Consider the following 14,128-nt stretch of genomic DNA (forward strand, 5'->3'; position numbering starts at 1 on the left):
GTAATCTTAACGAACAGGGTTAATAAAAGGCTAAGACGCTTATGCCGCACAGCGAAAAGCCCACGATCGGGTCATCGCGGGCTTCATGGATTAGAAATCGTACGTAGCTCGGTTCTGATGCAGGGCACGACGTTGCCGCTATTTTCTTCTCCCCGCCGGGGAGAAGGTGGCCCGAAGGGTCGGATGAGGGGGCAACGTTGCCGGATTTCGGAGAGCTTGCCCCCCTCATCCCGCTGCCGCGACCTTCTCCCCCACGGGGAGAAGAAACATGCGGCACCCTCTCAACCTCTCACAAACCTGACAAATAAAGGTAGCTCCTTAAAAGCAGTCCTCGAACAATTTCCTGGTATTTTCCAGCGTCATCGGCACCGGATTGCCGCCGCAGCTCGGATCCTTGATCGCCTCCGCCGCCAGTTCGTCGATACGGTCCGGCTTGATGCCCATGGCGGTCAGGTTTTCAGGCACGCCGAGTTCCCTGCGAAGTTCCAGCACGTAGTCATAAAAGCCGTCGAAGCCGCCGGAGATACCGAGATAGGCGGCAGCGCGGGCAATCTTGTCCTCGATGGCCGACCGGTTGAAACGCAGCACCGCCGGCATGACGACGGCATTGGTCATGCCATGATGTGTGTTGTAGACCGCGCCGATCGGATGCGAGAGCGAATGAATGGCGCCGAGACCTTTCTGGAAGGCCACCGCCCCCATCGCCGCCGCCGCCATCATATTGGTGCGCGCCTCGATGTCAGTTCCGTCCTTATAAGCGCGCGGCAGGAATTCCTTGACGAGCCGCAGGCCCTCCAGCGCCACACCGGCGCTCATCGGATGATAGAAGGGCGAGGAATAGGCCTCGAGGCAATGGGCAAAGGCATCCATGCCCGTGCCCGCCGTGATGACCTTCGGCATGCCGACCGTCAGTTCCGGATCGCAGATGACGACGCCGGGCAACAGCTTCGGATGGAAGATGATCTTCTTCACATGGGTCTGCGAATTGGTGATGACGCTGGCGCGGCCGACTTCCGAACCGGTGCCTGCCGTCGTCGGAACCGCGACGATAGGGGCGATCTTGGCGGCATCCGCCCGTGTCCACCAGTCGCCGATATCCTCGAAATCCCAGACCGGGCGCGTCTGCCCGGCCATGAAGGCGATGGTCTTGCCGAGATCGAGGCCAGAGCCGCCGCCGAAGGCGACGACACCGTCATGGCCGCCATCGCGGTAAGCCTTCACGCCGGCTTCCATGTTGATCTCGTTGGGGTTTGGATCGACTTCGGCGAAGATCGCCCGGCCAAGTCCCGCCTCTTCCAGCACGTCGAGCGCGTGCGCGGTGATCGCCATATTGGCAAGGCCGCGATCCGTGACGAGAAGCGGCTTCTTGATGCCGAGCGTCTTGCAGGCTTCCGCCAGTTCCTTGATCCGGCCACGGCCAAGCTTGACGGCGGTGGGGTAGCTCCAGTTGGCGACGATATTCATTTCGTGACTTTCTTCAGATGGTAGGATTTCGGACGGGTCAGGTTCTGGAAACCGAGGACGGAGAGCGACCCGCCACGGCCGGTTTCCTTCACGCCGGTCCAGCAAAGGGCGGGGTCGAGATAATCGGCGCGGTTCATGAACACGGTGCCGGTTTCGATTTCGCGACCAATGCGCCCGGCACGCGCCGCATCCTGCGTCCACAGCGAAGCGGTGAGGCCGTATTTGCTGTCATTCATCAGCGCGATGGCTTCATCGTCGTTTTTGACCTTCATGATGCCGATGGCGGGACCGAAAGTCTCTTCGGTCATGAATTCCATGGAATGATCGACATTGACGAGGATTTGCGGTGCAACATAAGCGCTCTCGCCGTCATCGGCCGGGAACAGTTTCGAATCGACCAGCGCCTTGGCGCCCTTGGCAACGGCGTCCGTGATCTGCGCCCGCACCACCTTGGCGAAACGCTTGTTGGCCATCGGCCCGAGCGTGGTTTCCTGTTCCAGCGGATTACCGAGCTTGTAGTTGGACACCCAGGCGACGGACTTCTCGACGAATTCGTCGTAAAGGTTTTCGTTGACGTAGATGCGCTCGATACCACAGCAGCATTGCCCGGAATTATAGGTGCCGCCATCCATCAGCGTATCGACGGCAGCGTCGAGATCGGCATCCTCCATCACATAGCCGGGGTCCTTGCCGCCGAGTTCAAGCCCAAGGCCGGTGAAGGTGCCGGCAGCGGCGCGCTCGATGGCACGACCGCCTTCCACCGAACCGGTGAAATTGACGAAATTGAACAGGCCCTCGGAAATCAGCGCCGAAGTCGTGCCATGGTCGAGGAAAACATTGATGAAGACATCGTCAGGCACACCGGCCTCGACGAAAGCCCGCACCATGCGTTCGCCGACCAGCAGCGTCTGCGCCGCATGTTTGATGACGACCGTATTACCGGCCATCAAGGCGGGTGCGACGGTGTTGATCGCCGTCATATAGGGATAGTTCCACGGCGCGATGACGAAGACCACGCCATGCGCCTCGCGCTCGATGCGACGCTCGAAATTGCCGCTTTCCTCGATGACGAGCGGCGCCAGCGCATCGGCCGCAATGGAAGCGACATAGTTGGAGCGCTCGTTGAAGCCCTTGAACTCGCCGCCATAACGCACCGGACGGCCCATCATATGCGCCAGTTCCGGCACCACCTCCGCCACCATTTCGTTGAGGCGCGCGACACCCTTCAGAACCAGCTGAACGCGGTCCTCAAGCGGGCGGCGAGCCCAGTCCTTTTGCGCCTTGCGTGCCTTCGAAACGGCGGCGCGCGCCGCCTCCAGCGACATCGCCTCCCGCTCGGCATAAACCGAGCCGTCGATGGGCGAGATATTCTGGATCATGGTCATGATGTTTTCCCGTAATGATTAGGCTCGTTCGAAACCGCGCGCCACTTCCCAGTCGGTCACGCGGCGGTCGTATTCTTCCTGTTCCCACCGTCCGGCATGGACGTAATGATCGATCACATCGTCACCGAAGGCGTTGCGCAGCATTTTCGATCCATCCAGAAAGGCGGTGGCGTCACGCAGTGTCTTGGGTATCTCGCGCACATCCTTGCCGCCATAGGCATCGCCGACAAAAGCGGGTTCAAGTTCGAGTTTATTTTCGATGCCGTCAATGCCCGCCGCAAGCAAAGCCGCCATGGCGAGATAGGGATTGAGATCGGAGCCGCCGACGCGGCATTCGATGCGGATGCCCTTGGTGCCTTCGCCGCACAGGCGATATCCCGCCGTGCGGTTGTCGAGGCTCCAGATCGCCTTGGTGGGCGCAAACGTGCCAGCCATGAACCGCTTGTAGGAATTGATGTAGGGCGCCAGAAAATAGGTGATCTCGCTGGCATGGGCGAGAAGCCCGGCAACATAGTGCCGCATCAACTCAGACATACCGTGCTTGGCGTCCTTGTCGAGGAAAGCAGGTGTCTTGCCGTCAGCGCTCCAAAGCGACTGATGAATATGCGAGGAACTGCCGGCGGCGTTGTAATTCCATTTGGCAAGGAAAGTTACCGCCTTGCCCTTCGACCAGGCGATCTCCTTGGTGGCGTTCTTGATGATGGCGTGCCGGTCGGCCATGGTCAGCGCCTCGGCATAACGCACATTGATTTCGGCCTGGCCGGGAGACGCCTCGCCCTTGGAGTTCTCGACCGGAATTCCCGCCCCCTGCAGACCCTTGCGCAGCGCCCGCATGACATCCTCTTCCTTGGTCGTCTGGAAGATATGGTAATCCTCATTATAACCGCTGGCGAGGTTCAGGCCCTTGTAGCCGCTGGCGCGCGCCGCATCGAAGGTCTGGTCGAACAGGAAGAATTCCAGCTCGGTCGCCATATAGGCCTTCAGACCCATGGCCTCCAGCCGCGCCACCTGCTTTTTCAGGAGCGCACGCGGCGAATGCGGCACTTCTTCATGGGTGTGATGATCGAGCACATCGCACAGAACCAGCGCCGTGCCTTCCAGCCACGGCACACGCCGCAGCGTCGAAAGATCGGGTTTCAGCACATAGTCGCCATAACCCTTTTCCCAGCTGGAGGATTTATAGCCGGGAACGGTTTCCATCTCCATATCGGTGGCAAGCACGTAATTGCAGCTATGGGTTTCCTCATAGGCGCTTTCAACGAAAAATTCGGCCTGAAATCTCTTGCCCATCAGACGCCCCTGCATGTCGACAAGGCAGGCCAGAACCGTGTCGATGCGCCCCTCGGCGACATCCATCTTAAGCGCGTCGAATGTATAGCTCGTCATTTTGTCCGTTCCCTTTATTGTCTTGGCCGGGCGGCCGCATACGGCCGCCCGTTTGTTTGAGCATCAGGCCTTTGCAGCCGCCGCTGCCATGGCAGCCTGCTTGTGCTCCAGCGCAAATTCCTCTTCCGGCGACAGGATGAGGCGATGGCGTCCGACAAAGGCGAAATAAGCGATCGCCACGGCAAACCAGACCGCTACCCACAGCACGCCTTTGCTGAAGTTCGGATCCTGGATCTGGTAAAGCAGCGTGACGATGGCGATGATGATCGTCAGCACCGCACCCGGAATACCGAAGGGCGAACGGAACGGCCGCTCGATATGCGGCAGGTTCTTTCGGAGCAGAATGAAGGAAATCGCCTGCAGGATGTAGGAGAACATCGCGCCGAACACGGCCATGTTCAAAAGCACGCTGCCGATGATGCTGCCGCCCTGTTCCGCACCCAGCGAGAACCAGATGACCAGCATGACCGCAAGACCAACAATTGCGCCGGCAATGTTGGCGACGAAGGGTGTGCGATATTTCGAGTGGGTGATCGACAGCACGGTCGGGAAATAGCCCGCACGTGACAGCGAATAGATCTGCCGGCCCTGCGCATACAGGATCGTATGGAAGCTGGCGATCAGGCCGGTGAGCGCCACGAGACCAAGCAGCACCACGCCACCATCGCCGTAAATCGCCTTGAAACCATCAAGCAGCGGTTCCAGCGAAGAACCGAGATGGAAGGCGCCGACACCCGGCAGCGACGGGTTGAGCAGCACGATCATGAAGGCCGAAACCATCAGTGTGATGACGCCGAGAATGATGCCCTTCGGCATATCACGTTTCGGATCGACCGATTCTTCCGCCGCCAGCGGCAGCTGTTCAATGGCGAGGAACAGCCAGACCGCAAAAGGCAGCGTGGCGAGAACGCCCGAAAAACCGAAGGGGAAGAACGAACCGCCGCCCTCTGGCAGCTCCACAGCCTTGCCGTCAGGACCAACGCCGATATTCAGCGCGAAACGCGAGAAATCCATGTTCGGAATGGCGCTGATCCAGAAAAACACCAGAACACCGAGCGAAATCAGCGTGATGACCAGCGTCACCTTGAAGGAAAGCTCCAGCCCGAAGACGTTGAGGGCAAGGAAGATCAGATAGAAACCTATCCACACAAAGGGTGAATAGGCCGGATCGAGCCCCAGAATGGAATTCATATAGGCCGTGATGAAGGTGACGATGACCGCCGGCGTCAGCACATATTCGACATTCTCGCAAAGTCCGGTGACGAAGCCGCCCCAGGGACCCATCGCGGTACGGGCGAAGGAATAGGCCGCCCCCGTATGCGGCAAGGCCGGGCTCATTTCCGCGATCGAAAATGTCAGTCCCAGATACATGATGGCGATGATGATGCCCGCCACCAGCATGCCGCCCCAGCCGCCGGTGGAAAAGCCGAAATTCCATCCGGAAAAATGCCCTGATATGACCGCCCCGACGCCGAGCGCCCAGAGCGACCAGACGCCCGCATAACGGGATAGTCCGCGTTTTTCGAAATAGGATGCATCAGCCTTCTTGTAGCTGACGCCTGACGATGAACTGTCCATGCCCTTCTCTCCTGAATAAGAAAAAAACAAGCCAGTCAGCCGTTATTGGCCGATTGTGCCCCAGTTTTCAGCACTTGCGGAAGGTTTCCGCGCTGTGCCGCACGCATTTGCTGTTCCCTTGCCGCTTCATGCCTTTCCGGCTTTCCTTGAATGTCGGCAGTCTCGTCTGGTGGCCGGCCCCGGTGTTTTCACCATCGGCCAGCCCTTGCTCCCTCACTCATCGATTGATGAGAGCGCCTTCCCCATAAGCTCGTGGAGGAACCCGGCAATTGCGGCCTGCTCCCCTTCATTGGTGATGAGATCGTTGCGAATCTCGATCATGACGTTCAAAAGCCCGTCCGGCAGCGCATGTAGCCTCAGCGTATGCGTCACGCCATCTTCCGGACCATAGGGATCGTTGCGTTTGACCGTGAGCGCCGACCCTTCGGCGCCAGCCAGCATCGCATCGGCCAGACGGCTGTCGCTATCATGCAAAATGCCGATCTGAACGGCGCGAAACTGGCCGTGATAGACCGGTGTGAAACTGTGGATCGTCACCACGACCACCTTGCGCCCGGAGACCTGCCGCTCGGCGATGATCTCGCTGACGCGGTCGTGAAACGGAACATAGAGCGCAGAAGTGCGGGCGAACCGCTCCGCTTCGGAAAGATCGAAATTGCCGGGAATATCGTAAATCTCGCTTTTCACCGGCATGGCGGAAGGCGATTCGGGCGGGCGGTTGCAATCATAGACCAGACGCGAAAACCGTTGATGGACGAGCGTGGCGTCAAGGCTTTGCGAAAGCAGTCGCGCCACGGCAAGGGCACCTGGATCCCAGGCCGCATGGCTCGAGAGCACCTCCGGCGACAGACCGAGCGTACCGAATTTTTCAGGGATGGTGGCGGAAGCATGTTCGCAGACGAGAAGGACATCGCCCTTTCCCGCAGCGTTCTCGACGCCAACCGCCTGTCCTTCCACCTGCTTGAAAAACCGTGAACGCACCGTCATGCACGAACCCCATCCGGAAACCCGCCGTTCCGTCAACGACGAAAAGAATTCTTCACATTATTGCCAGTGTCAAATGGAATTTTGAAATTTTCTCTTCATTTTTCCCATTGACTCGATCGCCGACACAGATGTTTATTTTAGTGGAAGCACCGGCAGAAAGACCGGAAGGGGAAAGATTTGCGCAGCACGACGGCGACCGTGTCGGATGTCATCCATGCCCATTATGATGCGCTGACCCGTTCGGAAAAACGGCTGGCGGAGAGCCTGCTCGGCAACTACCCCGTCTCGGGCCTCGGCAGCATCACCACCATTGCCGAAAATGCAGGCGTTTCAACACCGACCGTGGCGCGCATGGTGCAGAAGCTCGGCTATAAGGGCTACCCGGAATTTCAGGCGCATCTGCACCAGGAGCTTGAAGCGACAATCTCCGGGCCGGTCGCCAAACACGACCGCTGGGCCACCAATGCGCCGGGGCTGCATATTCTCAACCGCTTTGCCGACGCCATCACCGGCAATCTGCGCGACACGTTGAGCGACCTCGATACCGCCGTCTTCGACAATGCGGCAGCACTGCTTTCCGACCGCAAACGCAGCATCTATTTCGTCGGCGGACGCATCACCGGCGCGATCGCCGAATATTTCTTCACCCATATGCAGGTGATCCGGCCGAAAACGACGCTGATGTCATCAAATTCCAGCGCCTGGCCGCAATATATGCTGAATATGAGCGCCGGCGACGTGCTGGTAATCTTCGATATCCGTCGCTACGAACACGATATGACGACACTCGCCGAAGTCGCGAAAGCAAACGGCGTGCAGATTATTCTCTTCACCGACCAATGGACATCACCGGTGGCGCGCCACGCGCTGCACACTTTCCGCGTGAAGATTGAGGCACCCTCGGCCTGGGATTCCTCAGTCGTCACATTATTCGTGGTCGAAGCGTTGATCGAGGCGGTGCAAAGCGGCACCTGGGATGAAACGAAGCAGCGCATGAACGCGCTGGAGGGCCTGTTCGAGCAGACGCGGTTGTTCCGCCGGCCGGACAGAACATGAGAAATTATATAGCCGGCAACTTGCTTGACGCGGATGCCGCACGCTGATTGGATACCTGTGATCGCTACCAGCACGAAAAACAGGGTACATAACCAAGCTGGGGAACAGATCTGGCCAATAGGATGATGAGGGGATTATCCCGCAATTGCAGGCATAAAAGCCTGACGATGGCGGAAAATGGGCGTAAAGTGACGGAATCCGGATAAATAAATTGCAATCCAGCCGTCACATTAGCTTCATCTAGAATCCGTATCAGCGTCCGCAATATGAGAACACGAAGAGGAGAAAAAAGTGATCTCTCACTGCCGCCGACTGCTTGCTACGACCACTGCACTGGTCATCGCCTCCACCGCGATCGCCGCTGCTGAACCGAGCGCCGAACTGATCGCTGCCGCCAAGAAAGAAGGCATGCTGACCACCGTTGCGCTGCCGCACGACTGGTGCGGTTACGGCGACGTCATCGCCGCCTTCAAGGCGAAGTACCCGGAAATCACCGTCAACGAGCTGAACCCCGACGCCGGCTCCGCCGACGAAGTGGAAGCAGTCAAGGCAAACAAGGACAACAAGGGCCCGCAGGCGCCTGACGTCGTCGACGTCGGCCTCGCTTTCGGCCCGCAGATGAAGGCTGAAGGCCTGCTGCAGCCCTACAAGGTCTCCACCTGGGACGAAATTCCCGACAACGTCAAGGATGCCGACGGTTAATGGTACGGCGACTATTACGGCGTGATGTCGATGTTCGTGAACAAGGACCTCGTCAAGAACACGCCGAAGGACTGGGCCGACCTGCTGAAGCCGGAATATTCCGGTCAGGTAGCACTCGCAGGTGATCCGCGCGCTTCCAACCAGGCGATCCTCGGCGTTCTCGCCGCTGGTCTTGCCTCCGGTGCGAAATCCGGCAAGGAAGCCGGTGAAGCTGGCCTGAAGTACTTCGCCGACCTCAACAAGGCCGGAAACTTCCTGCCGGTTATCGGCAAGGCCGGCACGCTGGCGCAGGGCGCGACCCCAATCATCATCGCCTGGGACTATAACGCCCTTTCCTGGAAGAAGACGCTGAACGACAACCCGCCGACGGAAGTCGTCGTCCCTGAGAAGGGCGTTCTGGCTGGCGTTTACGTTCAGGGTATCTCCGCTTACGCGCCGCATCCGAATGCCGCCAAGCTGTGGATGGAACATCTTTATTCCGACGACGGTCAGCTCGGCTGGCTGAAGGGCTATTGCCACCCGATCCGCTTCAACGCCATGGTCAAGGCTGGCAAGGTTCCGCAGGAACTGATCGATAGCCTGCCGCCGGCAGCCGCCTATGAAAAGGCGATCTTCCCGACGCTCGAGGAAGTTGACGCCAACAAGGCCGCCGTTACGGCCGGCTGGGACAGCGTCGTCGGCGCAAACGTGAAGTAAACTGTTGAAAAAGCACCCCGGCTGATCAAAAAGCCGGGGTGTTTCTTCTTATAATGAAGACCTTAATAGACAGACCGTTCGAAAACGGCGTTTGGGGACAAGGCATGCCATCAACCAACACCGGCGGACCATCCGACGCGGGCAGAAAGTTGCCGCTGCACTGGATAGGCGTCGTACCTTTTGCCGTTTTTGTTCTGCTGTTTCTGATCATGCCGACGATGAAGATCGTCATTGGCGCGTTTCAGCATGCCGATGGCAGCTTGACGCTGGAAAACATCGCCGGGCTTTTCACCCCGTCCATTCTTTCGGCCTACTGGATTTCGATCAAGATCAGCCTCGCCTCGGCGGCTCTCGGCTGCCTGATCGGTTTTGGCGTCGCCGCCGCCGTGGTGCTCGGCGGCCTGCCGCAGCGCATCCGCGGGCCGCTTCTCACCTTTTCGGGCGTCGCCTCGCAATTTGCCGGCGTTCCGCTTGCCTTCGCCTTCATCGCCACGCTTGGTCCGGTTGGCCTGCTGACCGTCTTCCTGAAGACGCAGATCGGCATTGATCTTCGGCTCCTCGGCTTCAACATCCTGTCCTTCTGGGGCCTCACGGTCACCTATCTGTTCTTCCAGATACCGCTGATGATCCTCATCATCACGCCGGCGCTGGACGGGCTGAAGCGCGAATGGCGCGAGGCTGCGGAAATCCTCGGCGCGACCGGCCTGCAATATTGGCGCATGGTGGCCTTCCCCATCCTTTTGCCGTCGCTGCTCGGCACCATGTCGCTGCTGTTTGCCAATGCCTTCGGCGCGGTGGCCACAGCAATCGCGCTCACCGGTTCCTCGCTCAACATCGTGCCGATCCTGCTTTTCGCGCAGATCCGCGGCGATGTCCTCGGCAATCCGCATCTTGGTTACGCACTCGCCTTCGGCATGATTGTCGTCACCGGCATTGCCAATGCACTATATATCTGGCTGCGCGCCCGCAGCGAAAGGTGGCTGAAATGAAGCGGTTCTTCGCCTGGGGCGCGCTGATCTTCGGCCTGCTTTATTTCGCCCTGCCGCTGATCGGCATGACCAACTTCTCGCTGAAGATGCGGCGCGGCGAATATTCCTTCGACGCCTATGGCAAGGTGCTCACCGACCCACGTTTCCAGGAAACCTTCAGCTATTCGGTGGTAATGGCGCTGTTCACCATCGTTTTCGGGGTTCTGCTGGTGGTGCCGACGGCCTATTGGGTGCGCCTGAAACTGCCGCACCTGCGTCCCTATATTGAATTCATCACACTCCTGCCGCTGGTCATCCCGGCCATCGTCATCGTTTTCGGTTATATCAGGCTTTACAACACCTCAAGCTGGCTGCCGCTGACCGGCACGACCTTCGGCACCAACCTGCTTCTGATGTTCGGTTATGCCACACTGGCCTTGCCCTATATGTACCGCGCCGTCGATACGGGCCTCAGGACCATCGATGTTTCGACGCTGACGGAAGCCGCCCAAAGCCTCGGCGCAGGCTGGACGACCATCCTGTCGCGCATCATCCTGCCCAATGTTCTGGTCGCCGTGCTGTCCGGTGCGTTTTTGACTTTCGCCATCGTCATCGGTGAATTCACCATGGCGGCCCTTTTGAACCGCCCGGCCTTCGGCCCCTACATGCAGCTGCTTGGCGCCAACCGCGCCTATGAGCCGGCAGCACTTGCCGTGATTTCCTTCGGCATCACCTGGGGTTGCCTTGGTCTGATCCAACTCGTTTCACGCTACCAGAAGGGCGCGCCTCCCAAGGCCTGAGGACAAGATTTTCATGAGCTTTTTGACACTTAGCAACATCAAGAAATCCTTCGGCTCCGTACAGGTCGTGCATGATTTCAACATGGCCATCGAAAAGGGCGAATTCGTCTCCTTCCTCGGGCCATCGGGCTGCGGCAAGACCACCGTGCTGCGCATGATAGCCGGCTTCGAAATCCCGACAGGCGGCTCCATCGTCATCAACGGCAAGGACCAGACGACGCTGCGCCCCAACCAGCGCAATATCGGCATGGTGTTCCAGGCCTATGCGCTGTTCCCGAACATGAATGTCTATGAGAACGTCGCCTTTGGCCTGAAAGTCGCCGGCAAGCCGAAAGCCGAGATCGATGCGCGCGTGAAGGAAATGCTCCAGCTCATCCATCTGGAACATCTGGCAGACCGCTATCCCTACCAGATGTCGGGCGGGCAGCAGCAGCGCGTGGCGCTTGCCCGCGCGCTCGCGCCGAAGCCGGAAGTGCTTCTGCTGGATGAACCGCTCTCCGCGCTCGACGCCAAAATCCGCGTGTCGCTGCGTGAGGAAATCCGCCAGATCCAGCAAAAGCTCGGCATCACCACCATTTTCGTGACCCATGATCAGGAAGAGGCGCTGTCGATCTCCGACCGCATCGTGGTGATGAATGGCGGCCGTGCCGACCAGATCGGCACGCCCTTCGATATCTACAACAAGCCCGCCACCCGCTTCGTCGCCTCCTTCGTCGGCACGCTGAACCTCATCGACGCCACCATCGTCGATTCCGCGTCCAACATCATCCGCGTCGGAGAGCAGCAGATCACGCTCCACAAGCCGGTCGAAGCCGCAAACGGCGAAAAAATCACCCTCGCGCTCCGCCCGGAAGCGGGCTCGCTCGGCAGCGACGCGAAAGGCGATGTCGCCATTTCCGGCGTCGTCACCTCCAGCCAGTTCCTCGGCTCCGTCATCCGCACCCGTCTCGATCTCGGCGGCTCGACCCTGTCTTTCGACATGTTCAATGATCCCGGCACCGCGCCGCCCGCCATTGGCGAACAGGTGACGCTCAAATTCGCAGCCGGCGATCTGATGGTGATCAGGGACTAAACCGCTTTTCTCCATCGGTAGAAGAGGCTAGAGCATTTCCAGTAAAAGTGCGTAGCGGTTTTGCGTCCGGAAAATGCGAAGAAATAAAGATATAGAGCAGGTATTGAATACGAACCTGCATGCCAGCGATATGAGGCCATGATGCGCGCGCTTTTTTACGAACGATTTGGCGAAACCCCTGTCGTCGCATCCCTGCCCGATCCGGAGCCAACCGATGGTGGCGTGGTCATCGAGGTAAAAGCGACAGGCCTCTGCCGCAGCGACTGGCATGGCTGGATGGGGCATGACACGGATATTCGCCTGCCGCATGTTCCAGGCCACGAATTCGCCGGTGTCATCGCCGCGGTCGGCAAGAACGTCACCCGTTTCAAGACAGGCGACCGTGTTACGGTGCCTTTCGTTTCCGGCTGCGGCCACTGCCATGAATGCCGCTCCGGCAACCAGCAGGTCTGCGAGGCGCAGTTCCAGCCGGGCTTCACCCATTGGGGTTCGTTTGCCGAATATGTCGCCATCGATTATGCCGACCAGAACCTCGTGCATCTGCCTGATACGATGAGCTACGCCACCGCTGCCGGCCTCGGCTGCCGTTTCGCCACCTCCTTCCGCGCCGTGACCGATCAGGGGCGCCTGAAGGGTGGCGAATGGCTGGCGGTGCATGGTTGTGGTGGCGTCGGCCTCTCCGCCATCATGATCGGCGCGGGCCTTGGCGCGCAGGTTGTCGCCATCGACATTGCCGAAGACAAGCTCGAACTCGCCCGCCAGCTCGGCGCGACGGCCACCATCAACAGCCGATCGGTCGCCGATGTTTCGGAAGCGGTGCGCGAGGTGACGGGCGGCGGCGCGCATGTGTCAATCGACGCCCTCGGTCATCCGCAGACCTGCTGCAATTCCATCAGCAATCTGCGCCGGCGCGGACGCCATGTTCAGGTTGGCCTCATGTTGGCCGATCACGCCATGCCCGCCATTCCCATGGCTCGGGTCATCGCCCACGAGCTGGAGATTTACGGCAGCCACGGCATGCAGGCATGGCGTTATGAAGACATGCTGGCCATGATCGAAAGCGGCAAGCTTGCACCGGAAAAACTGATCGGCCGCCACATCACCCTCTCCGACGCCATCACGGCCCTGCCCGCCATGGACAGTTTCCAAGAAAGCGGCATCAGCATCATCGACCGGTTCGAATAGTGCAGGCTCCCGCAACCACCTGAGATTCGCAAATTGCGTCCGGTTCAGGCACCCCTGCGCCCGAATGCCCGGACCGGAGCCGCTCCCGGGGCAGACGCATGGGCCGGCGATGCTGCCGGGATATGCGCCGCGTGATCGGTCTGGCTATCGGTCCATTGACGGTTTATCAGCTGTTTCTTGCGGACCTCCAGCGGGTCGGGGGCATCCTCCTCCTGCTGTTGCTTACTTCCCGCAACTGCGGAGGTCGTCGCCAATCGCGAAATCCACCGCACGACCTGCATGCCCTTGTGAACAAGCACAAAGATACCAACAATTCCGACCGCTATGATAATCACGAGGTTCCAGGGCGCGTCGCTGCCCCTCGCCGCCCGCTCCATGCGGTCTTTTGTCGTCGGATCAAAACCAAGCGTCGCCTTCAGCCTGGCGATGTCCGCATCGCTGAGCTTGCTGTACCGCTCTCCACGATACAGCACATAACCGCTCCTATCCCCGCTGTTGAGATAGCCAACGTCGAATGCTTCCCCGTCGCGAAGAAAAGGCTCGTTGTCCGGCAGATCGTAAACGAGATCGACCGTCTCGCCGCCGCCAAATCCGGGGATGACAAAAAACCGAGACCTTCGCGCCTCAGCTTCGCTCACGAATAACGCAGAAAATAGAACCGCAACCGAAAAAAGCGCAACATGCTTCATTCACTCTCTCCAATAACAACGAGAATGACGATAACTGGCATTACTGAATTAATTTAAGATTTATACTTAAAGTAACATCCTAAGGTTAAGACATTTATTATAAGTTCCTAAATTATACAAAATTATTACTTTATATATATTATCTAAGTTATAATAGTAT

The 14,128-nt window shown here is 59.0% G+C and carries 11 protein-coding genes and 1 pseudogene; 6 read left to right on the top strand and 6 right to left on the bottom strand.

Annotated features, from left to right (window positions below; all coding sequences use genetic code 11):
• Nucleotides 1-318: 318 nt before the first annotated feature.
• The 5 genes from CFBP6623_RS09695 to CFBP6623_RS09715 form a co-directional block, all read right to left on the bottom strand.
• Nucleotides 319-1,464 carry an iron-containing alcohol dehydrogenase gene (locus CFBP6623_RS09695; protein ID WP_046798032.1) on the bottom strand — a complete coding sequence of 382 codons (1,146 nt, stop codon included), beginning with the start codon at nt 1,462-1,464 and terminating at the stop codon, nt 319-321.
• The gene (locus CFBP6623_RS09700; RefSeq protein ID WP_046798031.1) at nt 1,461-2,849 is read right to left on the bottom strand and encodes an aldehyde dehydrogenase family protein; all 1,389 of its coding nucleotides are present in this window, start codon (nt 2,847-2,849) and stop codon (nt 1,461-1,463) included. The genes CFBP6623_RS09695 and CFBP6623_RS09700 overlap by 4 nt, the downstream gene beginning before the upstream one ends.
• 18 nt (nt 2,850-2,867) lie before the next feature.
• Complete coding sequence (locus tag CFBP6623_RS09705) at nt 2,868-4,235, bottom strand: glutamine synthetase family protein (RefSeq protein ID WP_046798030.1); 1,368 nt, start codon at nt 4,233-4,235, stop codon at nt 2,868-2,870.
• A 63-nt stretch (nt 4,236-4,298) separates the two neighbouring features.
• A complete protein-coding gene (locus CFBP6623_RS09710; RefSeq protein ID WP_046798029.1) occupies nt 4,299-5,813 on the bottom strand; it encodes an amino acid permease in 1,515 nt (504 codons plus the stop codon).
• A gap of 213 nt (nt 5,814-6,026) precedes the next feature.
• Nucleotides 6,027-6,800: an N-formylglutamate amidohydrolase gene (locus CFBP6623_RS09715; protein WP_046798028.1), complete on the bottom strand. Its 774-nt coding sequence runs from the start codon at nt 6,798-6,800 to the stop codon at nt 6,027-6,029.
• A 177-nt stretch (nt 6,801-6,977) separates the two neighbouring features.
• Here CFBP6623_RS09715 and CFBP6623_RS09720 point away from each other — a divergent pair, with 177 nt between their 5' ends.
• From CFBP6623_RS09720 to CFBP6623_RS09750, 6 genes and pseudogenes are all read left to right on the top strand, one after another.
• Nucleotides 6,978-7,856 (top strand): MurR/RpiR family transcriptional regulator, encoded by an 879-nt coding sequence (locus tag CFBP6623_RS09720; protein WP_046798027.1) that lies wholly within the window; start codon nt 6,978-6,980, stop codon nt 7,854-7,856.
• Nucleotides 7,857-8,147: 291 nt separating this feature from the next.
• A pseudogene (locus CFBP6623_RS09730) lies at nt 8,148-9,254 on the top strand (ABC transporter substrate-binding protein).
• A gap of 104 nt (nt 9,255-9,358) precedes the next feature.
• A complete protein-coding gene (locus CFBP6623_RS09735; RefSeq protein ID WP_046798025.1) occupies nt 9,359-10,243 on the top strand; it encodes an ABC transporter permease in 885 nt (294 codons plus the stop codon).
• The gene (locus CFBP6623_RS09740) at nt 10,240-11,022 is read left to right on the top strand and encodes an ABC transporter permease (RefSeq protein WP_046798024.1); all 783 of its coding nucleotides are present in this window, start codon (nt 10,240-10,242) and stop codon (nt 11,020-11,022) included. The genes CFBP6623_RS09735 and CFBP6623_RS09740 overlap by 4 nt, the downstream gene beginning before the upstream one ends.
• 13 nt (nt 11,023-11,035) lie before the next feature.
• Nucleotides 11,036-12,094 carry an ABC transporter ATP-binding protein gene (locus CFBP6623_RS09745; protein ID WP_046798023.1) on the top strand — a complete coding sequence of 353 codons (1,059 nt, stop codon included), beginning with the start codon at nt 11,036-11,038 and terminating at the stop codon, nt 12,092-12,094.
• Between the two features lie 141 nt (nt 12,095-12,235).
• Nucleotides 12,236-13,279, top strand: coding sequence for a zinc-dependent alcohol dehydrogenase family protein (locus CFBP6623_RS09750; RefSeq protein ID WP_046798422.1), 1,044 nt, complete (start codon nt 12,236-12,238; stop codon nt 13,277-13,279).
• A gap of 44 nt (nt 13,280-13,323) precedes the next feature.
• On the opposite strand, the gene CFBP6623_RS09755 is transcribed toward CFBP6623_RS09750, so the two are convergent.
• A complete protein-coding gene (locus CFBP6623_RS09755) occupies nt 13,324-13,968 on the bottom strand; it encodes a hypothetical protein (protein ID WP_046798022.1) in 645 nt (214 codons plus the stop codon).
• Between the last annotated feature and the right edge of the window lie 160 nt (nt 13,969-14,128).

The organism is Agrobacterium tumefaciens (assembly GCF_005221385.1).
In the GTDB taxonomy this organism is placed as follows: Bacteria; Pseudomonadota; Alphaproteobacteria; order Rhizobiales; family Rhizobiaceae; genus Agrobacterium; species Agrobacterium tomkonis.

Excerpts from the sequence above, each read along its gene's own strand:
- CFBP6623_RS09740 (WP_046798024.1), top strand. The coding sequence starts at position 10,240 with ATGAAGCGGTTCTTCGCCTGGGGCGCGCTGATCTTCGGCCTGCTTTAT.
- CFBP6623_RS09715 (WP_046798028.1), bottom strand. The coding sequence starts at position 6,800 with ATGACGGTGCGTTCACGGTTTTTCAAGCAGGTGGAAGGACAGGCGGTT.
- CFBP6623_RS09735 (WP_046798025.1), top strand. The coding sequence starts at position 9,359 with ATGCCATCAACCAACACCGGCGGACCATCCGACGCGGGCAGAAAGTTG.
- CFBP6623_RS09705 (WP_046798030.1), bottom strand. The coding sequence starts at position 4,235 with ATGACGAGCTATACATTCGACGCGCTTAAGATGGATGTCGCCGAGGGG.
- CFBP6623_RS09750 (WP_046798422.1), top strand. The coding sequence starts at position 12,236 with ATGCGCGCGCTTTTTTACGAACGATTTGGCGAAACCCCTGTCGTCGCA.
- CFBP6623_RS09745 (WP_046798023.1), top strand. The coding sequence starts at position 11,036 with ATGAGCTTTTTGACACTTAGCAACATCAAGAAATCCTTCGGCTCCGTA.
- CFBP6623_RS09755 (WP_046798022.1), bottom strand. The coding sequence starts at position 13,968 with ATGAAGCATGTTGCGCTTTTTTCGGTTGCGGTTCTATTTTCTGCGTTA.
- CFBP6623_RS09695 (WP_046798032.1), bottom strand. The coding sequence starts at position 1,464 with ATGAATATCGTCGCCAACTGGAGCTACCCCACCGCCGTCAAGCTTGGC.
- CFBP6623_RS09700 (WP_046798031.1), bottom strand. The coding sequence starts at position 2,849 with ATGACCATGATCCAGAATATCTCGCCCATCGACGGCTCGGTTTATGCC.
- CFBP6623_RS09710 (WP_046798029.1), bottom strand. The coding sequence starts at position 5,813 with ATGGACAGTTCATCGTCAGGCGTCAGCTACAAGAAGGCTGATGCATCC.